Genomic DNA, 21,275 nt, shown 5'->3' on the forward strand with positions numbered 1-21,275 from the left:
GCGACCCTCGCCCACTCCCGCTCCCACGCGTCCACCACCGGCCCTGCCCACTCCAGATCCGGGCATCCGGCCGGCCCGCACACCTCGCACTGACCGTCGCGATGCCGGCTCAGGACGACGCCCGCCGCCAGTGCCACCTCCCGCATCCCGGCCTCGTCGTACCTGGATGTCACGGGATACACCCAGCGATCCCGGCCACCAGTAGGACCAGAACGATGCCGGCGGCGATCCAGCCGACAACCAGTTGCCTGCGGACGATGGGTTGAGATGGGGCTGGCATCGGGTAGCGGATCGCCGTCCGGGATAGGCGGCCGGCCGCCGTGGATCGGATGCGTACCGTCGGGTCCGCGCTCGTTTTGCATCGGTGCCTCCTCGGCGGCAGGAGGGGGTGCCGGTGCGGAGACGGGAAGGGGGACCACCTCCGCACCGTCCGGGGCCTCGCTAGCCGACGAGTGGCCCCGATAGAGCAAACTTAGGTACTCAGCAACCTCAGTCAACACAGCCGACACAGTGCGAGTGTCGGGCTGGCAACCTGAAAGGGCCGACGAGAGGTGGCCCGCCATGAACCACCGCCGCAAGCCGCTGTACGAACAGGTCGTGGACGACATCACCACTTCAATCCAGGCCGGGACGCTCAAGCCCGGCGACAAGCTGCCGTCGATCGCCCAGCTCACCGTCCAGTACGGCATCTCCAACACTATGATCAAATTCGCCCTACGGATCCTCGGCGAACGCGGCCTGATCGAGACCCATCAGGGCAAGGGATCCTTCGTGGCGTCTCCGCCGCAGTGAGGGCGCCGAACTTGCCCCGCTTGCCGCTCCCAGCGACAGGATCGGCCCTCAAGGCCGGCACCCCGGACAGACATAGCAATCGGCCAGAAGTGCGCTTCCAGTACGCGCGGAGGGTGTGGGATTCGAACCCACGAAGACATCGCTGCCTTACCGGTTTTCAAGACCAGCGCCATCGGCCACTAGGCGAACCCTCCCGGACCACGCGGTGCGCGGCCGTGCCTAGTCTGCCACGCCGCGTACATCGGTGAACGGCCGAGCTACCCGGTGCCCCGGGACCACTGACGCTGGGTGGTGACCCGGGGCACCGACGTGGAGCCGGCCCGGGATCGGGTAAGACTGGGCCATGCGAGCGATCACCATTGCGGAGCCCGGCGGACCCGACGTACTGGCCTGGAGCGAGGTGCCGGACCCGCGGCCGGGTCCGGGTGAGGTCGTCGTGGACGTACGGGCCACCGCGGTGAATCGGGCCGACCTGTTGCAGCGGCAGGGGCACTACCCGCCCCCGCCGGGCGCGCCCGCGTACCCCGGGTTGGAATGCTCCGGGGTGGTGAGCGCGACGGGCCCCGACGTGGTCGGCGTGCGGGTGGGTGACCAGGTCTGCGCGCTGCTGGTCGGCGGCGGGTACGCCGAACGGGTGGCCGTGCCCGCCGGGCAGTTGCTGCCGGTGCCGGCCGGCGTCGACCTGGTCGACGCCGCCGGGTTGCCGGAGGTGGCGTGCACGGTGTGGTCGAACGTGGTGCAGGTGGCCCGCCTGGCGGCGGGAGAGACGTTGCTGGTGCACGGCGGTGGCAGCGGAATCGGCACGTTCGCGATCCAGCTCGCTGCGGCGCTCGGCGCGACAGTGGTGGCGACCGCCCGGGCCAGCAAGCACGAGCGGCTGCGCGAGTTGGGCGCCGATCTGCTTGTCGACTACCGGGAGCAGGATTTCGTCGAGGAGATCCGTCGGGCCACCGACGGCCGGGGCGCAGACGTCGTCCTGGACATCATGGGCGCGTCGTACCTGGGCCGGAACGTGGCCGCCCTGGCCGCCGACGGTCGGCTTGTGGTGATCGGCATGCAGGGCGGTCGTAAGGGTGAGTTGGACCTGGGTGCGCTGTTGGCCAAGCGCGGCACGGTCGCGGCCACCGCGCTGCGCTCCCGGCCGCTGGAGCAGAAGGCGGCGATCGTACGCGGGGTACGCGAGCAGGTCTGGCCGCTTGTCGAGGCGGGCCGGGTGCGTCCGGTGATCGACCGACGGCTGCCGATCACCGATGCGGCGCAGGCGCATCGGCTCGTGGAGTCGAACGAGCACGTCGGCAAGGTGCTGCTCACCGTCGGCTGAGCCCCGGCGACATACCCGCCACCGGCAGCCGGGCAGCCAGGCAACCGGGCAACCGGGCAACCGGGCAACCGGGCAACAGGGCGGGAAGCTAGCCGGGCAGCACGAGGCGGGCTCCGGGGCCCTCACCGCCCAGGTTGTCCTCCGGGTTGTAGAGGGTGCAGCGGCGCAGCGAGAGGCAGCCGCAGCCGATGCAGGCGTCCAGGTCGTCGCGGAGCCGGCTCATCAGCCGGATCTTCTCGTCCAGTCGAGCACGCCAGGTCGTCGAGAGCTCGGCCCAGTCCTCGGCGGTGGGGGTACGGGCGGCGGGCAGCGAGTCGAGCGCGGCACGGATCTCCTCCAGCGAGATGCCGACCTGCTGGGCGATCCGGATGAACGCCACCCGCCGCAGCTCGCCGCGGTGGTAGCGGCGCTGGTTGCCGCTCGTCCGCTCGGCCCGGATGAGCCCCAGCCGCTCGTAGTAGCGCAGGGCGGACTGCGCCACCCCGCTGCGGGCGGAGAGTTGGCCGATGGTCAATGCTTCCTGCATCACGTCGCCTTGAGTTGAACCTCGCTTCAACTTGCAGGCTATCCGTATGACCACACTCGCCACCACGGCCCGGGTCGCCGAGGCCGCCGCGCCGCTCGACGGGCGCGATCCGGTCGCACCGCTGCTGGAGCGCGTTCGCGCCGGTCGGCAGTTCGGTGCGAACGTCCTGTCGACCCTCGACGTGCTTCAGGTGCTCTACGACCGGGTGCTGCGGATCACCCCGGAGACCGTCGACGACCCCGACCGCGACCGCTTCCTGCTCTCCAAGGGCCACGCAGTGGCCGGCTACTACGCGCTGCTCGCCGCGAAGGGCTTCATCCCGCCCGACTGGCTGGACGACCAGGGCGGGCCGGGGAGTCGACTCGGCGACCACCCGGACCGCACCCTGATCCCCGGCGTGGAGATCGGCTCCGGCTCGCTCGGGCACGGCCTGGGGCTGGGCGTCGGCACCGCACTCGGGCTACGTGCCCAGGGCCGGCACGAACCACGGGTGTACGTGCTGCTCGGCGACGCCGAACTGGACGAGGGCTCCAACCACGAGGCGATCGCGTACGCCGGAGCGGTCGGCCTGGGCAACCTGACCGCGATCGTGGTGGACAACTCCTCCGCCACCCACGGCTGGCCGGGCGGAGTGGCCACCCGGTTCACCGTCAACGGGTGGACCGCCGCGACGGTCGACGGGCGGGACCGGGACGCCCTCCACCCGGCACTGACCGGACACCACGGCCACCGGCCGCACGCCGTCGTCGCGCTCATCAGGGACGGTGAGTGATCGTGCGGGACACCTTCGTGGCCACCACGACCGCGTTCCTGGGCGACCCACGGACCGTCGTCGTGCTGGCCGACATCTCCGCCGCGGCGTTCGCTCCGGCCGCTGCCCGGCATCCCGACCGGGTGCTCAACGTCGGTATCCGGGAGCAGCTCATGTTGGGGGTGGCCGGGGGCCTGGCACTGACCGGGCTGCGCCCCATCGTGCACAGCTATGCGCCGTTCCTCGTCGAGCGGACGTACGAGCAGATCAAGCTGGACCTCGACCACCAAGGGGTGGGAGCGGTGCTGGTAAGCGTCGGGGCGTCGTACGACCGCGCGGCAGCGGGCCGCACCCACCTCGGCCCGGCGGACGTCGCACTGATCGACACCCTGCAGGACTGGACGGTGCACGTACCCGGCCATCGGGACGAGATCCCCGGGCTGCTGCGCGACGTGGTCTGCGGCCGGGACTCGGCATACGTGCGGCTCTCCATCCAGAGCAACGCGCAGGCGTACCCGGAGGCGGGCGGTCTGCGGGTACTCCGGGACGCCGGACCGGGGGCGGCGCTGCTGGTCGCGGTCGGTCCCACGGTGGACGCGGTCCTCGACGCGACCTCGGACCTGCCGGTCACCGTGGCGTACACCCACCGGCCACGCCCGTTCGACACCACCGGCCTGCGGGCGCTCGTGGACAGTGAGGTGATCCTGGTCGAGCCGTACCTGGCGGGCACCTCGGCCCGGCTGGTCTCGGCCGCGCTGACCGACCGGCCGCACCGGTTGTTGGCGCTCGGGGTCCGTCGCGAGGAGCTGCGCCGGTACGGTTCGGCGGCGGACCACGCGCGGTGGCACGGGCTGGACGCGGCCGGACTACGCCACTCGATCACCGAGTTCCTGTCTCCGGCGCTGGTCTGATCGCTCGCCGGTTCGCGGCATGTCGCGGTTTCCGGGGCCGTGATACGGCCGGCATGCCGCAACCGGCGCCGTGTCATCGGCGGGGCGGTCAGCGGGGCGGTCAGCGGGGCGAGGCGTCGGGGTTTCGACGGGTGCGCTCGCGGCCGAGGATCCAGAGTGCCTCGACGCCGTCCCGCCAGGTGATCTTCTTGCCTTCCTCGCGGCCCCGGGCCCGGTAGCTGATCGGCACCTCGTAGGGCCGGATGCGGCGACGCAGCAGCTTGCCGGTCACCTCGGCCTCCATGCCGAACCCTCGGGAACGGACGTCCAACGAGCGGTAGAGCGCGACCGGCATCAGCTTGAAACAGGTCTCCAGGTCTCCGATGTAGGAGTTGAACAGCACGTTCGCCGCCATGGTGACGCCCTTGTTGCCGATCACGTACCAGAAGCTGTAGGCGCTGTGGCTGCCGAATGTGCGGTTGCCGTAGACCACCGTCGCCCGCCCGTCCAGCACCGGGGCCAGCAGCTTGGGGATGTCCTGTGGGTCGTACTCCAGATCGGCGTCGAGGATGACCATGTACTCGCCCTCGGCGTTGGCCACCGCCGTGCGAATGGCCGCGCCCTTGCCCGCGTTGCGCTGGTGCGTGATGACCCGCAGCCGGGCGTCGTCGGCACGCCCGAGGATCTCCCCGGTGCCGTCGCGGCTGCCGTCGTCGACCACCACGAGCTCGATCTCGCACGGGTATTCGACCGCCAGCGCCTGCTTGAGGGCATCCGCGATGCGTTCCTCCTCGTTGTAGACCGGCATGAGGATCGACAGCTTCACGGGAATCTCCACGAGGGCGGGTAATGTGTCGGCCATAGCCTAGCCCGGCAGCTCAGTCAGGTGGCGACGACCACCGACGGCGATCCACGGTCGGACACCCAGGATGATGGTGTTTACTTCCGGCCATGTCGGCCGCCGGCTTCCCGTTCGTCCTGGTTCCCGTCGCCGCGCTCGTTCTGCTCAGCGTGGCACTACGGCCACGCAAGGTGGACGTCGTGGCACCACGGCGACTCGCAGTGCTCCGGGCGGCCCTCGTCGTCGGTGCCTTCGCGGTGGCGACCGTCGAGGCGCTGGGCGCGTTGCGGCTGCTCACCGCGCCCGCCTTCGGCCTGGCCTGGCTGCTCTTTCTCGCCGTGGCGGCAGTGGCTGTGGCGTGGCGTCGGCGGGTCGACACCCGGCTCCGCGAGCATGACGCGACCGGGCGCCGGGGCACCGCAGCGGTCGGCGGTCCCACGCCACAGTCGCTGCCCGGCCCCGCCCGCGCCGACGCGCCGGAACCGATGGCGGAGGTCCTCGGTGAAGCGTCGAGGGGGGCGGCCACCGCGACGGTCGTCGCGGGGCCGGATCGTCCGGCGGTACCTTCCGCTTCGGACACCACGCCGGGCACCCCCGCGACCGGCGGCTGGCGCAACGCCGCCAGCGGTTTCTGGCGTACGGCGAGCCGAGGCGAACGGCTGCTCGCCGGTACGGTCGCCGGGCTGCTCCTGGTCGAACTGCTTATCGCCCTGCTGGCCGCACCGAACAACTTCGACTCGCAGACCTACCACCTGCCCAAGGTGGAACGCTGGGTGGCCCAGGGCGACCTGACGTTCTGGGCAACCGCGATCCACCGCCAGGTCACCATCCCGCCGGGCGCCGAGTACCTGCTGCTGCACCTGCGACTGCTCACCGGCGGCGACGCGCTGCACCACCTGGTGCAGTGGGCCGCCGGACTGGTCTGCCTGCTCGCGGTCGCCCGGGTGACCGCGCAACTCGGCGGTGGCCGGCGAGCCCAGTTGCTCACCGTGTTCGTGCTGGCCAGCACGCCGATGGTGGCCCTACAGGCGACCAGCACCCAGACCGACCTGGTCTGCGCCGCCTGGGTGCTCTGCGCCGGCACGCTCGCGCTGGACGGGCTGCGCCGACGTGCGCACCTGGGTGACCTGCTCGTGCTCGGGGCGGCCACCGGGCTGACCGCGGTCACCAAGACCAGCGGGCTGCTGGCGGTCGGTCCGCTGCTGGTGCTCTGGGGGCTCGGCCAGCTACGCCTGGCGTACGTCGACCGGCCGGCCACACACCGTCGGGCCCCGGTCGGCGGGATCACCCGCACCGTCGGCGCTTCCGTCCTGATCCTGCTGGTCGCCGCCGCGGTGGTCGGCCCCTTCCTGGGCCGGGTGTACGCCGAGTTCGGCCACCCGCTCGGACCGGAGCGGCTGCGCGAGTCGGTTCCGATGGAACGGCATGACCCGCCGTCGGTGCTGGTGAACGCGCTCCGGATCGGGCACACCGCGCTGGACACTCCGCTGGCACCGCTGCGCGAGGTGTCCGCCGAGGCGATCATCGGGGTGGCCGGACTGATCGGGGTCGACCCGCAGGACCGCGCGATCACGTTCGGCCGGGAGATCTTCCCGGTCGCGTCCTGGTATCCCGACGAGGACCGGGTCGCCTTCCCGCTGGCCGGTGCGCTGGCGCTTGTCGGTGCGGTGGCGGCGCTGCGCCGCCCCGCCCGGGTCAGCCCGGGTGCGGCGGGGGCGCTGCGCGCGTACGCCCTGGTGGTGGTCGTCGCCATGGTGCTGCACACCGCGACGATCAAGTGGCAGCCGTGGGGGAACCGCCTGATCCTCTACGCCCTGGCGGCTTCGGTGCCACTGGCCGGTCTCTGGCTCGACGCCCTCTTCCGTCGCTCGGGTCAGGTCGCGTCCCGCGTCCGCGAACGACGCGGTGGCCCGGCGGGTGGCGGCGGCAGGCGGCCGGTCGCCGCCGGGCTCGCGGTGACGGTGCTGGCCACCTGCGCGCTGGCCGGAGTGTTGTCGCTGTCGTACGGCTTCCCGCGCCGGCTGGTCGGGGCGGGCTCGGTCTTCACCACCTCCGACTGGGAGAGCCGTTTCGTCCGGCGTCCGCAGTGGGCGGCGGAGTACCGGTGGGCGGCCGACGCGGTCCGGGCTGCCGACGCGCGCCGGATCGGGCTGTCCCAGCGCAACGACGACTGGGAGTACCCCTGGTGGTTGCTGCTCCGCGACGCGGACGGTAGGCAGCCCGAACTGCTCGCGCTCCAGTCGGTGCTTGACGATCGACCACCGGCCGACCCGGCCTCGGTCGACGCGATCCTCTGTGTCGGCAGCCGGAAACTCTGCGCCGACCTGCTGCCCGCCGGCTGGCGGCTGGAGTTCCGCAGCTACGTCGGCTACGCCCTGCCCGAGCAGCGGTGACCGGTGACCGCAGGGCGCCGAGCGGTCCGGGCGGAAAAAGCACCATTGGCCCGGTTCGGCGCAGCACGTAAGTATCCCGAGACGTATTCACATACCTGCATCGCACGCGTTACCGTCCGGTAACCCGATCGACGTCCCGCGATCGGGCCGAAAGGAGTGCGTCGATGTCTGGTACCCACGCCAGGCGTGAACGGACACCTCGACGGCGACTTGCCGAGGTCGCCGTCCTCGCCACCGCTCTCGTCCTGCCGATGCTGGCCACGGCCTCACCCGCCGCCGCGGCCGACCGTCCCGCCGTCCAGCCGCTCCCCGCCCACCTCGAATCCATCCGCGCCGCCGAGGCCACCGCGCTCTACGGCGCCCCCGGCATCCGCCCGCTCGACCAGCGCCGGACCGCGCTGATCACCATGGGCGACAGCCAGATCTCCGGTGAGGGGGTCGGCAACTACGTGCCCGGCACCCACCAGCCGGGCAACTGGTGCGACCGCTCGTACGACCAGGCGGTCTTCCGCACCGGTATCGCCGCCGACGAGCGCTACAACATCGCCTGCTCGGGCGCCACGCCGTGGAATCTGATCGCCGGCGGTCCCACCCAGCACAACGAGCTGAACCAGGGCGACCACCTCGCGATCAAGGCACGCAACACGCACATCAAGCTGATCTGGGTGGTGGCCGGTGCCAACGGCGACGGCACGATCCAGTTCGGCCCGGTCGCCACCGACTGCGCGGTCCGCCGCGTCTTCTTCCAGGGCCCCTGCTGGCCCACCTACACCGAACAGTGGACGGTACGCACCGACGGCAGCCGCCGGGCCGTCGAGGAGGCACTCACCGACATCCGCCGGACCATGACGAACGCCGGCTACCTCAGCTCGGACTACGAGCTGGTGTTCATGTCGTACTCCAGCCCGGCCAGCCCGGACGTGGAGGACAATCCGAACTTCCCCGGCTGGTACTCCGGCGGGTGCCTGCTCTACCTCGCCGACGCCGCGTTCGCCCGGAACAAGGCGGTGCCGCTGTTCGAGTCGGCGCTGCGGGCGGCGGCGGCGAACACCGGCACCCGCTACCTCGACGCCAGCCGCCTCTTCCACGGCCACGAGGTGTGCACCGACAACACCTCGGTACGGGGGCTGTACATCGAGGTGGGGATCTGGGACGAGAACGCGGCCCGACAGTCGTTCCACCCGAACTACCGGGGGCACGGCATGTTCGCCCAGTGCATCACCCAGTTCCACACGTCCGGCCAGCAGCAGGGCACCTGCGTCGATCCGGCCAGCACCGGCAACGGGGTGCTCTACCCGGGGCTGATGGAGTTCAAGCAGCTGCGCAACGCCGCCACCGGCACCTGCGTGGACGGCAAGGGCTACAACTCGCGCAACGGCACCGTCCAGCAGTCGTACCGCTGCCACGGCGGACGCAACCAGGGCTTCTGGTACGACCCGACCCGGCAGTCGCTGCACTCCGAGCTCTCCCACGACCGCTGCCTCGACGTGGCCGGTGGTTCGCTGCGGTCGGGCACGGCGGTCAACATCCACGACTGCCACGGCGGCACCAACCAGAAGTTCACCTTCGCCGGCAACCAGCTCCGCGCCGCCGGTGACACCAACCTCTGCCTGGCCTTCGACAACCCGCTGCTCGGTACGCCCCGACTGCGGCTGGCCACCTGTTCCAGCAGTTCCCGACAGCAGTGGTCGTTCGAGTCGCGGTCGTTCGCCCAGCCCGTCGGCTACGGACGGGACGACTTCATCGGCTCCCGGGTCTACTGACACCTGGGACGGCAGGCCCGCCGGGCCCGGCACCGGGTGATCGAGCTTGATCACCCCACCTGGCCCGGCGGGCCCACGGTCACTTCTGGTTGACCGGAACGACGATCAGACGGGCCTGCGGCTGCTCGCCGTTCATGGTGCCGGCCACGCCCAGCTTGGTGCCGACCTTGATGTCCGTGGACGCGATCGACTTCCGCCGTTCGATCACCCGCAGGTCGTCGGCGAAGGTCCAGGTCCGGGTGAAGCCGTCGGTCGACTTGACCGTGATCTTGTCGTCGGCGAGGGCGGTCACCTCGCCGCGCTGCACCGAGACGGTCTTCGTGCCGCCGTCCTTGGTCTGCACCACGACGTCGCCGTGCAGGGTGTTCTTGCGCAGCAGCACCCGGGCCGCCCGACGCTTGCGCCACTCCTCGACCCGCTCCTTGCGCTTGTTGGCCGCGCTCGGGGTCGGCTCCACCGGCGCGGCCGTGCTCGGGTCGGCGTCCAGTTTCTCGGGGTCGAGACCGAGCGCGGCAAGTGCCTGACCCTCCGCGCCCATCGCGGCCACCACCTCGACCGCACCCTCCTGCATCGCGTCCCGCTCGGCCCGGCCCACCCCGCAGCCGGCGGCGGCCAACGCGACCGTCACCAGCAGCGCCCCGGTGGCGGTGAAGGATCTCCTGCGTGCCATGCCTCGTCCTCTCGTCGGTGCTGGTCTGCCGGATTCCGTCAGGCCGAGACGAGGCCGGGCGGAGATCCGGGTATCCAGCCTGGACCGACCGGATGAGCCGACCGTCAGGCCGATGTTCGGGTCAGGTAAGGAATCCCGGCAGCCGGATGGTGAACGCGGCCCCGCCCTCGGGAGCGTGCCCGGCGGTTATCTCACCGCCGAGCCGGCGGACCAGGCCGGCGGCGAGCGCGAGTCCGAGCCCGCTGCCGACCTTGCGTAGCCCTCGGTAGCGTTGGTGCAGCGCACCGCGCTCGAAGGCCACCGTCAGGTCGTCGTCGGTCAGCCCCGGTCCGCCGTCGCGGACCTCGATCACGCCACCCGCGGCCGGCTCGGCACCGGCCGGCCGGACCACCAGCACCACCGGTGCACCCGGTGGCACCACCCGCAGCGCGTTCTCCAGGAGGCCGTCGATCACCTGCCGGATCCGCCCCGGGTCGGTGTACGCCGGCACCGGCTGCCCCGGCAGCTCCATCCGGAACGTCACCCCCACCGAGGAGCATCGGTCTGCCCAGGTCCGGCCGGCGTCAGCGGCCAGGCCGGCCAGATCCACCGGCACCGGTTCGAGGGGGAAGTCGACCGCCTCCAGGCGGGCCAGGGCGAGCAGGTCGGCGACCAACCGGTCCAGGTGCTCCGCCTCGGCGAGCATGGTCCGGCCGGTCTCGGCCGCCGCCGACGGTCCGACCACCCCGTCGGCCAGCGCCTCGGCGTAGCCACGGATCGCGGTCAGCGGGGTGCGCAGTTCGTGCGAGACGGAGAGCAGGAACTCCCGCTGTCGTCCCTCACTCGTGGCCAGCGCGGCGGCCAGCCCGTTCAGCGCGTACGCCAGGTCGGCCACCTCGGCCGGCGACTCGACCGGCACCCGGACGGTGCGGTCGCCCGCCCGCAGCCGGGTTGCGACGAGGGCCGCCCGGCGGATCGGCCGGGCCAGCCGCCGGGCGAGCAGCGAGCCCGCGACCGCGCCCGCGGCCAACCCCGCCAGCAGTGGCAGCCAGAGGCCGCGCAGCACCTGACGCCACACTCCGGCCCCGAGCGGGCGGGTCAGCACCACCCCGTCGCCGCCGGGCAGTGCCCGGCCCTCGACGAGTGCCCGTTCCCCGTCGACCAGCCGCCGGCCGGAGAAATTCCGGCCGTTGGACACCCGCTTCACCACCTGGGCAGGCAGGCCGGCACGGTCGACGTCACCGCCCGAGATCAGGTAGATGGTGGTGCCCTGGTTGCCGAGTTGGCGGATCAACCGCTCGCCGGCCAGTTCCCGGACCCGGCCGGGCCGCGCCCGCAGCAGCTCGGCGGCGACCTGCGCCTGCGCGGCGAGCGCCTGCCGGTCCCGCCGCTCGGCGGCGCGGACCGCCACCGGCACCGCCACCACCGCGGTGACCAGCACCGACACCAGTGCCACCGCGCAGGTCACCAGCACCGCGCGGGCGGTCAGCGTGCGGCCGGGACGATCAGCCATCGGCGGCGTACCCGACTCCGCGATGGGTCCGGATCACGCTCGCAGCGCCGAGCTTCGCCCGGACCTGCGCCACGTGCACGTCGACGGTACGGGTGCCGGCGTGCGCCGCGTATCCCCAGACCGCGGCCAGCAGTTCCTCCCGCGAGAAGACCCGACCCGGCCGACTCATCAGGTGAGCCAGCAGGTCGAACTCGGTGGAGGTCAGCTGCACCTGGGCACCGTCGGCGGTGACCGACCTGCGGTCGGGGTCGACGGTGACCCGGCCGAGCACGACGGGTTGCCCGGCACCGCCCGGCGGGCCGGCGGCCCGGCGCAACACCGCCCGCAGCCGGGCGACGAGTTCGCGGGGGCTGAACGGTTTGGTGACGTAGTCGTCGGCCCCCAGTTCCAGGCCGACGACGCGGTCCACCTCGTCGTCGCGAGCGGTGAGGAAGATGACCGGCGTCCAGTCGCCGGCCTCGCGCAACCGACGGCAGATCTCGGTGCCGGCCAGCCCGGGTAATGCGATGTCGAGCACGCAGGCCACCGGACGCAACCGGCGGGCGGCCGCGAGGCCGGCGCTGCCGTCCCGTTCGACGTGTACGCCGAAGCCGTCCCGGCTGAGGTAGAGCCGGACCAGGTCGGCGATGCTCGGTTCGTCCTCCACCACGAGGACCAGCCCGCGTTGCGGGTTCTCGGCGGTCACTGGGCCATGATTGCCGATCGACGGGATCCGGCAGCGTCAGGCTTTGTTCGGATTCGGTAAGAAGACCCGGTCAGTGGGCCACGACGGGCTGGAAGGTGCCAGGTCTGGCGGCGGGCGCCTCGGCGACGGTGGCCACGATCCGCGGCTGTGCGCTGCGTACCCGGGCGCGGAAGGCGTGATTGAGCAGCGCGTCCAGCTGCCACACCTGCTTCGGGTGCTGGGTGCGGATCAGGAAGCGCTCGCGGATACCGTCGATCGCGGTAGCGGCCAGCTCCACGCAGTGCAGTCGCGGGTCGGGGCTCCAGGTGACGTGGCTCAACTCGCGGAGTTCCGTGTTGAGATGCAGGCGAAGCCGATGCAGCACCCGGGTCTGCCGGGTGACCACCAGCCGCCGGTGGGTGAGCAGCAGCAGATACTCCCCGTTCACCTGCCGGTCGGGCCGGCTGCACCGGGTGACCAGGATGGTGGCGTCGCCGGAACCCACGCAGCGACGAAACACCGGCATGTGCCGGCTGGCGGTCTGCACCGCCAGCCCGGCCTCGGCGGCGGCCGGAAGGAACGTTCGGGAGAAGACGTCCATGACCTGCCCAACGACCCTGCCCCCACGGTGACATGGCCCATGGACATGCTTTCTGCAATTTCCACCCCGCCCAACCCCACCCCCGAACCCGAAGAGTTGATCAAGAAGTTTTGGTCTCTGACCGGCGCCCAGGAGACCAAAACTTCTTGATCGACTTCTTCAGGGGGTCAGAGGAGTTCGAGGATGGTGGTGTTGGCCATTCCACCGCCCTCGCACATGGTTTGCAGGCCGTAGCGGATGTTGTTGTCACGCATGTGGGCGAGCATCGTGGTCATGATCCGGGCACCGGAGCCGCCGAGCGGATGCCCCAGGGCGATCGCACCGCCGCGCGGATTGAGCCGCTCCGGGTCCGCCTCGGTCTCCGCCAACCAGGCCAGTGGTACGGGGGCGAACGCCTCGTTCACCTCGTACACCCCGATCTCCTCGATGCCCAGCCCCGCGCGACGCAGCGCCTTCGCGGTGGCCGGGATCGGCGCGGTCAGCATCGCCACCGGGTCGTCGGCCGCGACCACGGCGGTGTGGACCCGGGCCAGCGGACGCAGCCCGTGCCGGCTGGCCCACTCGCTCGTGGTGACCGCGAGTGCGGCGGCACCGTCGGAGATCTGCGAGGCCGAACCGGCGGTGACCACACCGTCGGGCCGGAACGGAGTGGGCAGCTCGCCCAGTTTCTCCAGCGAGGTGTCGCGCCGGATGCCCTCGTCCACCGCGAACTTTCCGCCGTCGGCGAGCGCCACCGGGGCGAGTTCGGCCTCGAACGCGCCCGCGTCCTGCGCGGCGGCGGCCTTCTCGTGGCTGGCCAGCGCGAACTCGTCGAGCTGAGTGCGGGACAGGCGCCACCGCTGGGCGATCAGCTCCGCCCCGACGCCCTGGTTGAAGGGGAGCGGGGAGTCCTCGGCGACTCCCTCGACCCCCCGGTAGCGGGTCAGGATCTGCTCGCTGAACGGCATCCCACCGGCCACGCTGGAGCCCATCGGCACCCGGGTCATCGACTCGACGCCGCCCGCGACGACCAGGTCCGCCTGGCCGGAGAGCACGGTGGCCGCGGCGAAGTGCAGGGCCTGCTGGCTGGAACCGCACTGCCGGTCCAGGGTGGTGCCGGGCACCGACTCGGGCCAGCCGGCGGCCAGTACGGCGTTCCGGGCGACGTTCCACGACTGCTCGCCGACCTGGGAGACGCAGCCCCAGACCACGTCGTCCACCTGAGCCGGATCGATTCCGGTGCGTTCGGCGAGGGCGCGCAGTACGTGCGCGGACAGATCCACCGGGTGCACCGTGGCCAGGCTGCCCTTGCGTCGCCCGACCGGGGTGCGCACCGCACCGACGATAACCGCGTCACTCATATCTACTCCCCGGTAACTTGGGCTGCTCCGATCCTACGCCCACCCCGGCCGACCGCCACGCCCCCGCCGGCCGACGCTTCGGGGCGGATGCCGGTGACCGGCGGCGCTGGCATGCTGGTGCCGTGGCGTACGACACCATCGCACAGCAATGGCGGGTGCCCCTGGCCCTACCGGTCCTCAAGCTGGCCGCCGCAGCCAGCTTGCTCGCCCTGGGGATCCTGCTCGCCGAGGGTGACCCGCTCCGACCGGTGCTCGGCGGGTTGGCCGCGGCGGTCCTCACCGGGTGGGGCCTGCGGGATCTGGTCGCGCCGGTGCGGTTGGCGGTGGACGCGACCGGCATCACCGTACCGGCCGGGTTGCTGAGCCGGCGGCACCTGCCCTGGCCGATGGTGGAGACCGTCCAGGTGCACCGTCGGTCCGGGCGCGGACTGGCCGGCCCGACCCTGGAGATCGATGCGGGCGATTCACTGCACCTGTTCAGCCGACTCGATCTCAACGCGGATCCGGCCGAGGTCGCCGACGCGTTGCGTACCGCCCGGGCGGGAAGTCCCGGCGGCACCAGTTGATCCACGCCCTGCGCCGGCGACGTGACCGGGTCTGCGTCGCCGGTGCCGGGCCGGGCAGCGGTCAGCCCAGCAGCGCGGCCGTGCGGACCAGGGCCATCCCGAGCAGCGCCACCACGATGATCGCGCCACCGCCGAACTGCACAAGCGTCCGGCGCGACCGCGGCGCGTAGGCCAGCACCAGAGCCATCAGCGCGCCGAACACCAGACCGCCCAGGTGACCGGCGATCGAGATCTGCGGCACGGTGAAGGTGAAGATCAGATTGATCACCAGGATGGGGAGGATGGCCGAGGTGTCCCGACCCAGTCGCCGCATGATCACGAAGATCGCCGCGAAGAGGCCGAAGATGGCGGTCGACGCTCCCGCCGACATCTGGTTGGGCGCGCTGAACACGTAGACCGCGACGTTGCCGCCGAAGCCGGCGATGAAATACAGGACGGCGAACCGCAGCGGCCCGAGCACCGCCTCCAGCGAGCGGCCGAGCACCCAGAGCGCCCACATGTTCAGCAGCAGGTGCACCACGCCGTAGTGCAGGAACATCGCGGTGACCAGGCGGTACCACTGGCCCTCGGCGACACCGCCGACGGTGCCGTCGAGGAACATCGCCCGGCCCAACACCGCACCCCACTCGGTCAACGGGGTGCTGCCGCCCATCAGCCCGCCGAAGCCGTTACCGCCAGCCGCCGCATCCCCGCCCCGGTCGGAGGCGATCGAGATCAGCATCACCAGCAGGTTGAGGGCGATCAGAGTCTTGGTCACGTAACCGTGTCGGCCGACCACCCCGCCACCGAAGGCGGTACGCGCCGGCCGCACGCTGCGGCGTCCCTCCGACACGCACTCCGGGCACTGGAACCCGACCGACGCCTCGTTCATGCAGTCCGGGCAGATCGAACGGTCGCAGCGGGTGCAGCGGACGTACGTTTCCCGGCCGGGGTGGCGGTAGCAGGCCGGCGTGGTCGGCGGGGACTCGCTCATCGCTGGCCCCAGACACCCGAGCGCTCAGTCATGCGAGCAAAGGTACCCCGAGCCATCACTCAGGCGGGTCGAGGCGTACCCCGCCAATCCGGCTCACCGCGGTCGACCTCGGCCGGCGGGCCCGGGGACGCGTCGGATCTTCGTCCAGCCGTGGCGGAGTGCTGGCGGCCGACCGTGGCGGAGTGCTGGCGGCCGGGGCGGAGTGCTGGCGGCCCGCCGGCAGAGCGAAGACCGGTCCGGATACCGGTGGGGTATCCGGACCGGTCTGCAACGCCGCCGGTCGCCGTCCGGTCCCGTCGGCGTGCCCGAACTGGCCCTCGGCGAGCCGGTCGACCAGACCATGAAACCGCAGGCCGGCGAGGGCCTTCGGCACCGTGCGCGGACGCCCGGTCAGGCCGAGCGCTCGATCTCGACGCGCTCGATGACGACGTCCTGGAGCGGCCGGTCGCTGGGGCCGGTCGGGGTGTTGGCGATCGCCTCGACGATCTTCGCGGACTGCTCGTCGGCGACCTGCCCGAAGATGGTGTGCCGGTTGTTCAGGTGCGGCGTCGGCGAGACGGTGATGAAGAACTGCGAGCCGTTGGTGCCGGGTCCCGCGTTCGCCATCGCCAGCAGGTACGGCCGGTCGAACCGCAGCTCGGGGTGGAACTCGTCGGCGAAGGTGTAGCCCGGCCCGCCCCGGCCGGTTCCCGTCGGGTCACCCATCTGAATCATGAACCCGCTGATCACCCGGTGCGAGATGGTGCCGTCGTAGTACGGACCACTGCCCGGCTGCCCGGTCCGCGGGTCGGTGTACTCGCGGGTGCCCTCGGCCAACTCGACGAAGTTGCGGACGGTCTTCGGGGCGTGGTTGCCGAAGAGCTCCAGCCGGATCGGGCCGGCGTTGGTGTGCAGGGTGGCGTAGACAGCCTCGGCCACGGGTACTCCTTACTCGTTGGTCAGTTCCATGCGGATCCTCCCATGTGCCCGATCTGGACATGCGGAGGCATCCGAAGGTGGAGGATGAGACAGAGCAAACTCCCAGGAGGTGGGACCGTGTTTGGAAACTGGCGGCGCAAGACCCAGGCGCAGTTGGCCCGGGCCGAATTGAACCGCAGCATCGGTCACCTGAGGCAGGCCGCCACGCATGCGGCGAGGGGAGCCGGCGACACGGTCGGTCCACGATTCCAGACCGCCCGCGGTGCGGTGGCACCGACCGCCGTCGTGGTCCGGGACCGGGCATCGAGCGGCCTCGCGTCGACGGCCGCCGCCCTCGCGCCGCTTGCTCTGGCCGTACGTCATGCGCAGTCCGACGCGGCCGATCGGGCCGTCAAGGGGAAGAAGGCCGCAGTTGCCAAGCAGGCCGCGGTCAGCAGGAAGGCGAAGAAGATGAAGGCGAAGAAGAAGTCCCGCCGGAGCGGGACCATGATCGGCCTGCTCGCCGCCGGCACGGTGGCCGGGCTGGCCGGCGCGATGGCCCTGCGGCGGCACCGCGAGCAGCAGGAGTGGGCAGAGTACGACGCGGGTGCCGCGCTCGAGCCGATGCACGAGGAGGTGGAGACCATCGAGGTGCGTACGACCGGCCCGGCCGGTGCCGGCAAGGTCTCGACCGGAGCGGGCAGCTCGGCGGTGGCCGGCGGCGACAGCGCCTCCACCACCCCCACCGCGACCGCACCGTCCGGGGTAGCCGCCACCGGGAAGGTCCCCTCGGTGGCCGAGGGTGCCCGCACCAGTACCGGACGCCCCGCCGACGACCTGAGCAAGGCCACCAACCACAAATCCAACACCCGCGCCTAACCCCACCCCACCCCCAACCCCCACCCTCGCCCGAGTTGATCATGAAGTTGTTGCCGCGCACACCGGTGTGTCGTGGCAACAACTTCATGGTCAACGCAGACCGAGAAGCGGGCGGTGGGTGGGGAGGGGGTGGGTGGGGTCAGAGCCAGTCGTTGCGGCGGAACCAGCGGTAGAGGGCCAGCGAGATGCTGAGCATCAGCGCCAGCACCACGGGGTAGCCGTAGGTCACCCTCAGCTCCGGCATGAAGTCGAAGTTCATGCCGTAGATGCCGGCGATCGCGGTCCACACGGCGGCGATGGCCGCCCAGGCCGCGATCTTGCGCATGTCGTTGTTCTGGTCGACCGTCACCTGGGCCAGTCGCGCCTGGAGGATCGAATTGAGCAGGTCGTCGTAGGAGTTGACCAGCTCGACGGTGCGGCTGAGGTGATCCTGCACGTCGCGGAAGTAGCGGCGCACCTCCTTGGGCACGTCCCGGTTCATCTGCGTGGTCAGCGACAGCAGTGGACGCTGCAACGGCATCACCGCCCGCTTGAACTCGACCAGTTCCCGCTTCATCTGGTAGATCCGCTGGATCCGGCCGCTGGTCTGGCGGTCGAACACCTCCGTCTCCAGCACGTCCATGTCGTCCTCAAGCTGGTCGGCAACCTCCAGGTAGAGATCGACGACTCGGTCCGTGATCGCGTACGCGACCGCCCAGGGACCGTTGAGCAGCAGTTCCTGGCGAGCCTCCAACTCCTCGCGTACGGGCGCGAGCCGGCAGGCGTCGCCGTGCCGGACACTGATCACGAACTGTGGGCCGATGAAGAGCATCACCTGCCCGGTCTCCACCACCTCGGAGTTCTCCGTCAGCTCGGTGTGCTCGCAGTAGCGGGCGGTGCGCAGCACCAGGAAGCTGACCTCGCCGAAACGTTCCAGCTTCGGACGCTGCTGGGCCTTCACCGCGTCCTCAACGGCCAGCTCGTGCAGCCCGTACGTGGTGGCGATCTCGGTCATCTCGGCGAGCTCCGGCTCGTGCAGGCCGAGCCAGACGAAACCTGCTTCGGCGCCGCGAGCCGCGGCCAGCGCGTCGGCGTAGTCCCAGTCTCCGGCCTGCCGCTTACCGTCGAGATAGAGCGCGCAGTCGACCACCGCGTTGCGTCGCTGGGCGGCCGACGTCTGATCGGCCTGCGATCCGTCCGGGCTGAGCCGGCGCGTCACGGCCCGCACGGGTGACCAGTTCCGAGGCCGCAGAGCGCGGCTCCCGTTGGCGCTCGCACTCCGGGTGCCAGCGGCGGCCGGGCCGTCCGCGGAGGTCGTCCCCGCAGGCTGCGTCCGCTCCGTCATCACGCCCTCCCCCCGTCGGCTGCGGTTTGCAGGTTACGCCGCCGCCGCGATCATGGCCGGGCGGCAGGGGTGGCGCCGGACGGACCGGACCGCATCGGGGGGTGAGGGGCGATCCGGCCCGCCCGGCGCCGTGGGGGCGGGGGGTTGTGCTGTCGCGTCACACCAGCGCGTGGGCGGCCGGGCCGCGCCGGTACCGGAATCGCGACGGGTGCGGTCGCCCCGATCTCCTGGTACGCGTGCTGAGTGACGCTCGCAGCATTGTGGGCCCCGAGTCGCTTCAGCGGGAGACCCGGGCCGGCCGGTATCGCCGTTCTGTCGGAAAGCCGACAGAAACTCAGCCACGCACCGCCTTCATCGCCTCGGCCAGCCGCCGAACTCCCTCGTCGATCCGATCCGCGGTGACCGCCGAATAGGCGAGCCGCAGCGCGTGTCGGCCGCCGTCGACCACGAAGTCGCTGCCCTTGACCACCGCGACGCCACGCTCGGCCGCCGCCGGGGCGAGCCGGTCGACCGCTACGTCCTCCGGCAACTCGACCCAGAGGAAGTAGCCGCCGTCCGGCTCCACGAACCGGGCCTCCGGAATGTGCCGGCGCAGCGACTCGGCGAGCACGGTGGCGCGCTCACCGAGGGCCGCCCGGACCGTCTCGATCGAACGCCCGATGTCCCCCGACACGCAGAACTGGTGCACGATGGCCTGGGACACCATGCCGGGAGAGATGTAGAGGCTGGTCGCCTTCTTCGCGATGTCGCCGATCAGGTCCGCCGGGCCCACCAGGTAGCCCACCCGAACGCCAGGGCAGACGGTCTTGGTGAAGCTGGAGGCGTGCACGACCACGTTGCGGGTGTCCATCGACAGCATCGATGGCAGCGCCTCGCCCCGGAACCGGATGTCCGCGTACGGGTCGTCCTCGAAGATCGTGAAACCGAACTCCGCGGCCAGGTCCAGCAGTTCGCGCCGCTTTTCCAGGGACAACGTCACGCCGGCCGGGTTCTGGTAGTTCGGGATGACGTGGGCCAGCCGGGGGCGTACCCCGGACTCCAGCAGCTTGCGCAGCTCGGCGGTGTCCAGGCCGTCCGGCTGGATGGTGACAGCGTGCAGCTCACTGCCCAGGTTCCGCAGGTTCAGCAGGGTGCGGTCGTAGGTGGGACGCTCCACCACCACCGCGTCGCCGGGACGGACCAGGTGATCGAAGAGAAAGGCGTCGGCCTGCAACGAGCCGTTGGTGACCAGCACCTGCTCCGCCTCGACACCGTGCTTCTCGGCGATCCACTTCCGGAGCGGGACGTAACCGACGGAGGTGCCGTACGCCGTCACCCCGGCGGGGTCGGCGTCGAAGGCGCGGACGGCGGCGGCCTTGAGCCCCTCGACATCGACGATGTCCAGTGAGGGGGCGCCACGGGCAAAGGAGATCAGCTGCTCGGCGGTCATGGCTGTTCAGCGTACGGGCGGAGGTGGGGCGTGCGCGGAAGGCACGGCGATGTCCGCATCCTGAGCCACCGGGTCGGGTGAACGGTCGCGTCCGGGGCCGACCCGTACCCGCCGACTGTGTGGCAGGTCAGGCCGGAAGGCCTACCGGTTCGTCCTGCGGCCGGCGCGACGTCCCCGCGACCCGCAGGCCCAGCAGCGTCATCAGCTCCCCCCAGTCGAAGTAGGACCGCCAGGCGGCGATCCGGCCCCGACGCACCCGGACCACGTCCACCACTTCCCAGGCGACGTCCCGTCCGGTGGGCGCGACGGTCCCGAAAGGGGTGTGCAGCACGCCGGTGTGGGTGCCGGTCAGCAGGTGCTCGACCGCCGCGCCGCCGGCCGTGCGCACCGCACCGAGCGGATCGACCCGCAGGTCGGGAAAGGCACCCGTCCAGGTACGCAGCAGGGCCGGCAACTCGGTCGGACGCACCGTGACGCCGGGCATGGCGTAACGGGCGTCCGGCGCGTACAGCTCCGGCAGGCGAGCCACGTCGCGCCGCAGCAGCATCTCGTACTGCTGCTGGATCAACCGGTCCGCGCCACGCATCACGCCTCCCCGCGGGGCACGGTCGGCCCGTGCCCGCAGCAGGGGTACTACCCGCCGACCAGCCCGCCCAACCCGGACGGATCGACCGACCGCCGATCGGCGTCGGTCAGCCGGTGCCGACCATCCGGCTGGCCGCCCACACCCGCATGATGTCGCGTACGGAGATGACGCCGGCGACCTCACGACCGTCGAGGACGACGAGGTGCCGGAAGCCACCCCGGGCCATCGCCGCCGCGGCTTCCTCGATCGTCCATTCCGGCCCGGCATAGACGACGTCCCAGGTCAGATGGGCTCCGGTCCGCTCGACGTCGCAGTCAAGACCGGCACCGATCGCGTTGAGCACGTCGCGCTCGGTCATGATCCCGATGCCCTCGGAATCCGGGTCGATCACCACCGCCGACCCGATGCCGCGCTCCGACATCATCCGCGCCGCCTGCCGCAGCGTGTGCTCCGGACCGACCACGAGGATCTCACTGGACATAGCTTCCCGAACCTGCATGACACATCACCCCTTTGGGACGGCTGCACCCGGTTACCCGCAATGGTGAGCCCCGTAGGTTTCCAGGACAAGACCGGA

General features: G+C 71.4%; 21 protein-coding genes, 1 tRNA gene and 1 pseudogene. 8 read left to right on the forward strand and 15 right to left on the reverse strand.

The features are described from left to right. The first annotated feature begins 561 nt into the window (after nt 1–561). Nucleotides 562–792, forward strand: coding sequence for a winged helix-turn-helix domain-containing protein (locus ACFY2A_RS21025; RefSeq protein WP_204009039.1), 231 nt, complete (start codon nt 562–564; stop codon nt 790–792). Nucleotides 793–899: 107 nt separating this feature from the next. Here the strand turns inward: ACFY2A_RS21025 and ACFY2A_RS21030 are convergent. Then, nucleotides 900–986: transfer RNA gene (locus tag ACFY2A_RS21030), tRNA-Ser, on the reverse strand. Between the two features lie 149 nt (nt 987–1,135). Here ACFY2A_RS21030 and ACFY2A_RS21035 point away from each other — a divergent pair. Beyond that, nucleotides 1,136–2,113 (forward strand): NAD(P)H-quinone oxidoreductase, encoded by a 978-nt coding sequence (locus ACFY2A_RS21035; protein WP_387173847.1) that lies wholly within the window; start codon nt 1,136–1,138, stop codon nt 2,111–2,113. A gap of 88 nt (nt 2,114–2,201) precedes the next feature. Here ACFY2A_RS21035 and soxR read toward each other — a convergent pair whose 3' ends face one another. After that, a complete protein-coding gene (soxR, locus tag ACFY2A_RS21040; RefSeq protein WP_387173849.1) occupies nt 2,202–2,639 on the reverse strand; it encodes a redox-sensitive transcriptional activator SoxR in 438 nt (145 codons plus the stop codon). A 46-nt stretch (nt 2,640–2,685) separates the two neighbouring features. Between soxR and ACFY2A_RS21045 the strand changes: the two genes are divergently transcribed. Together ACFY2A_RS21045 and ACFY2A_RS21050 are read left to right on the forward strand one after the other, a co-directional pair. Beyond that, nucleotides 2,686–3,411 carry a transketolase gene (locus ACFY2A_RS21045; RefSeq protein ID WP_363924821.1) on the forward strand — a complete coding sequence of 242 codons (726 nt, stop codon included), beginning with the start codon at nt 2,686–2,688 and terminating at the stop codon, nt 3,409–3,411. Between the two features lie 2 nt (nt 3,412–3,413). After that, nucleotides 3,414–4,301, forward strand: coding sequence for a transketolase family protein (locus tag ACFY2A_RS21050; RefSeq protein WP_387173956.1), 888 nt, complete (start codon nt 3,414–3,416; stop codon nt 4,299–4,301). 100 nt (nt 4,302–4,401) lie between these two features. Here ACFY2A_RS21050 and ACFY2A_RS21055 read toward each other — a convergent pair whose 3' ends face one another. Beyond that, a complete protein-coding gene (locus ACFY2A_RS21055; protein ID WP_363924820.1) occupies nt 4,402–5,106 on the reverse strand; it encodes a glycosyltransferase family 2 protein in 705 nt (234 codons plus the stop codon). A 125-nt stretch (nt 5,107–5,231) separates the two neighbouring features. Between ACFY2A_RS21055 and ACFY2A_RS21060 the strand changes: the two genes are divergently transcribed. Both ACFY2A_RS21060 and ACFY2A_RS21065 read left to right on the forward strand, forming a co-directional pair. Beyond that, the gene (locus ACFY2A_RS21060) at nt 5,232–7,514 is read left to right on the forward strand and encodes a hypothetical protein (protein WP_387173852.1); all 2,283 of its coding nucleotides are present in this window, start codon (nt 5,232–5,234) and stop codon (nt 7,512–7,514) included. Between the two features lie 164 nt (nt 7,515–7,678). Continuing rightward, the gene (locus ACFY2A_RS21065; protein WP_387173854.1) at nt 7,679–9,277 is read left to right on the forward strand and encodes a ricin-type beta-trefoil lectin domain protein; all 1,599 of its coding nucleotides are present in this window, start codon (nt 7,679–7,681) and stop codon (nt 9,275–9,277) included. A gap of 79 nt (nt 9,278–9,356) precedes the next feature. Here ACFY2A_RS21065 and ACFY2A_RS21070 read toward each other — a convergent pair whose 3' ends face one another. The 5 genes and pseudogenes from ACFY2A_RS21070 to ACFY2A_RS21090 form a co-directional block, all read right to left on the reverse strand. Beyond that, a complete protein-coding gene (locus ACFY2A_RS21070; protein ID WP_387173856.1) occupies nt 9,357–9,947 on the reverse strand; it encodes a hypothetical protein in 591 nt (196 codons plus the stop codon). A gap of 104 nt (nt 9,948–10,051) precedes the next feature. Next, nucleotides 10,052–11,439 (reverse strand): annotated as a pseudogene (locus ACFY2A_RS21075) (sensor histidine kinase). After that, the gene (locus ACFY2A_RS21080) at nt 11,432–12,124 is read right to left on the reverse strand and encodes a response regulator transcription factor (protein WP_363924817.1); all 693 of its coding nucleotides are present in this window, start codon (nt 12,122–12,124) and stop codon (nt 11,432–11,434) included. Before ACFY2A_RS21080 ends, ACFY2A_RS21075 begins: the two are co-directional and overlap by 8 nt. Before the next feature lie 70 nt (nt 12,125–12,194). Beyond that, nucleotides 12,195–12,704, reverse strand: a complete 510-nt coding sequence (locus tag ACFY2A_RS21085; protein WP_387173858.1) for a hypothetical protein — start codon at nt 12,702–12,704, stop codon at nt 12,195–12,197. Between the two features lie 167 nt (nt 12,705–12,871). Beyond that, nucleotides 12,872–14,044: an acetyl-CoA C-acyltransferase gene (locus ACFY2A_RS21090; RefSeq protein WP_363924815.1), complete on the reverse strand. Its 1,173-nt coding sequence runs from the start codon at nt 14,042–14,044 to the stop codon at nt 12,872–12,874. 122 nt (nt 14,045–14,166) lie between these two features. On the opposite strand from ACFY2A_RS21090, the gene ACFY2A_RS21095 reads away from it, so the two are divergent. After that, entirely contained in the window at nt 14,167–14,610 is a 444-nt protein-coding gene (locus ACFY2A_RS21095; protein WP_387173860.1) for a PH domain-containing protein, read from the forward strand. A gap of 61 nt (nt 14,611–14,671) precedes the next feature. On the opposite strand, the gene ACFY2A_RS21100 is transcribed toward ACFY2A_RS21095, so the two are convergent. From ACFY2A_RS21100 to ACFY2A_RS21110, 3 genes are read right to left on the reverse strand one after another with little or no spacing between them, the layout of a single operon-like run. Continuing rightward, complete coding sequence (locus ACFY2A_RS21100) at nt 14,672–15,583, reverse strand: rhomboid family intramembrane serine protease (protein WP_387173862.1); 912 nt, start codon at nt 15,581–15,583, stop codon at nt 14,672–14,674. A gap of 55 nt (nt 15,584–15,638) precedes the next feature. Then, a complete protein-coding gene (locus ACFY2A_RS21105) occupies nt 15,639–15,956 on the reverse strand; it encodes a hypothetical protein (RefSeq protein WP_387173864.1) in 318 nt (105 codons plus the stop codon). Nucleotides 15,957–15,973: 17 nt separating this feature from the next. Next, entirely contained in the window at nt 15,974–16,501 is a 528-nt protein-coding gene (locus tag ACFY2A_RS21110) for a peptidylprolyl isomerase (protein ID WP_093410764.1), read from the reverse strand. Nucleotides 16,502–16,585: 84 nt separating this feature from the next. Between ACFY2A_RS21110 and ACFY2A_RS21115 the strand changes: the two genes are divergently transcribed. Then, nucleotides 16,586–17,359, forward strand: coding sequence for a hypothetical protein (locus ACFY2A_RS21115; RefSeq protein ID WP_387173866.1), 774 nt, complete (start codon nt 16,586–16,588; stop codon nt 17,357–17,359). Between the two features lie 139 nt (nt 17,360–17,498). Here the strand turns inward: ACFY2A_RS21115 and corA are convergent, their stop codons facing one another. The 4 genes from corA to ACFY2A_RS21135 form a co-directional block, all read right to left on the reverse strand. After that, nucleotides 17,499–18,557, reverse strand: coding sequence for a magnesium/cobalt transporter CorA (gene corA, locus ACFY2A_RS21120; protein ID WP_363924894.1), 1,059 nt, complete (start codon nt 18,555–18,557; stop codon nt 17,499–17,501). Between the two features lie 460 nt (nt 18,558–19,017). Further along, on the reverse strand, nt 19,018–20,112 hold the full coding sequence (locus tag ACFY2A_RS21125; RefSeq protein ID WP_363924812.1) for a PLP-dependent aminotransferase family protein: 1,095 nt from the start codon (nt 20,110–20,112) through the stop codon (nt 19,018–19,020). Between the two features lie 127 nt (nt 20,113–20,239). Continuing rightward, entirely contained in the window at nt 20,240–20,698 is a 459-nt protein-coding gene (locus tag ACFY2A_RS21130; RefSeq protein ID WP_363924811.1) for an ester cyclase, read from the reverse strand. Nucleotides 20,699–20,804: 106 nt separating this feature from the next. Then, entirely contained in the window at nt 20,805–21,197 is a 393-nt protein-coding gene (locus ACFY2A_RS21135; RefSeq protein ID WP_221086736.1) for a cyclic nucleotide-binding/CBS domain-containing protein, read from the reverse strand. Nucleotides 21,198–21,275: the final 78 nt, after the last annotated feature.

The organism is Micromonospora sp. NPDC000442 (assembly GCF_042898635.1).
Taxonomy (GTDB): Bacteria; Actinomycetota; Actinomycetes; order Mycobacteriales; family Micromonosporaceae; genus Micromonospora.

What these genes read in the sequence shown, in the direction of transcription:
- ACFY2A_RS21025 (WP_204009039.1), top strand. Translation starts at nt 562, where the DNA reads ATGAACCACCGCCGCAAGCCGCTGTACGAACAGGTCGTGGACGACATC.
- ACFY2A_RS21135 (WP_221086736.1), bottom strand. Translation starts at nt 21,197, where the DNA reads ATGCAGGTTCGGGAAGCTATGTCCAGTGAGATCCTCGTGGTCGGTCCG.
- ACFY2A_RS21130 (WP_363924811.1), bottom strand. Translation starts at nt 20,698, where the DNA reads ATGCGTGGCGCGGACCGGTTGATCCAGCAGCAGTACGAGATGCTGCTG.
- ACFY2A_RS21090 (WP_363924815.1), bottom strand. Translation starts at nt 14,044, where the DNA reads ATGAGTGACGCGGTTATCGTCGGTGCGGTGCGCACCCCGGTCGGGCGA.
- ACFY2A_RS21045 (WP_363924821.1), top strand. Translation starts at nt 2,686, where the DNA reads ATGACCACACTCGCCACCACGGCCCGGGTCGCCGAGGCCGCCGCGCCG.
- ACFY2A_RS21100 (WP_387173862.1), bottom strand. Translation starts at nt 15,583, where the DNA reads ATGAGCGAGTCCCCGCCGACCACGCCGGCCTGCTACCGCCACCCCGGC.
- ACFY2A_RS21125 (WP_363924812.1), bottom strand. Translation starts at nt 20,112, where the DNA reads ATGACCGCCGAGCAGCTGATCTCCTTTGCCCGTGGCGCCCCCTCACTG.
- ACFY2A_RS21085 (WP_387173858.1), bottom strand. Translation starts at nt 12,704, where the DNA reads ATGGACGTCTTCTCCCGAACGTTCCTTCCGGCCGCCGCCGAGGCCGGG.
- ACFY2A_RS21115 (WP_387173866.1), top strand. Translation starts at nt 16,586, where the DNA reads ATGAGACAGAGCAAACTCCCAGGAGGTGGGACCGTGTTTGGAAACTGG.
- ACFY2A_RS21060 (WP_387173852.1), top strand. Translation starts at nt 5,232, where the DNA reads ATGTCGGCCGCCGGCTTCCCGTTCGTCCTGGTTCCCGTCGCCGCGCTC.
- soxR (WP_387173849.1), bottom strand. Translation starts at nt 2,639, where the DNA reads ATGCAGGAAGCATTGACCATCGGCCAACTCTCCGCCCGCAGCGGGGTG.
- ACFY2A_RS21070 (WP_387173856.1), bottom strand. Translation starts at nt 9,947, where the DNA reads ATGGCACGCAGGAGATCCTTCACCGCCACCGGGGCGCTGCTGGTGACG.
- ACFY2A_RS21035 (WP_387173847.1), top strand. Translation starts at nt 1,136, where the DNA reads ATGCGAGCGATCACCATTGCGGAGCCCGGCGGACCCGACGTACTGGCC.
- ACFY2A_RS21065 (WP_387173854.1), top strand. Translation starts at nt 7,679, where the DNA reads ATGTCTGGTACCCACGCCAGGCGTGAACGGACACCTCGACGGCGACTT.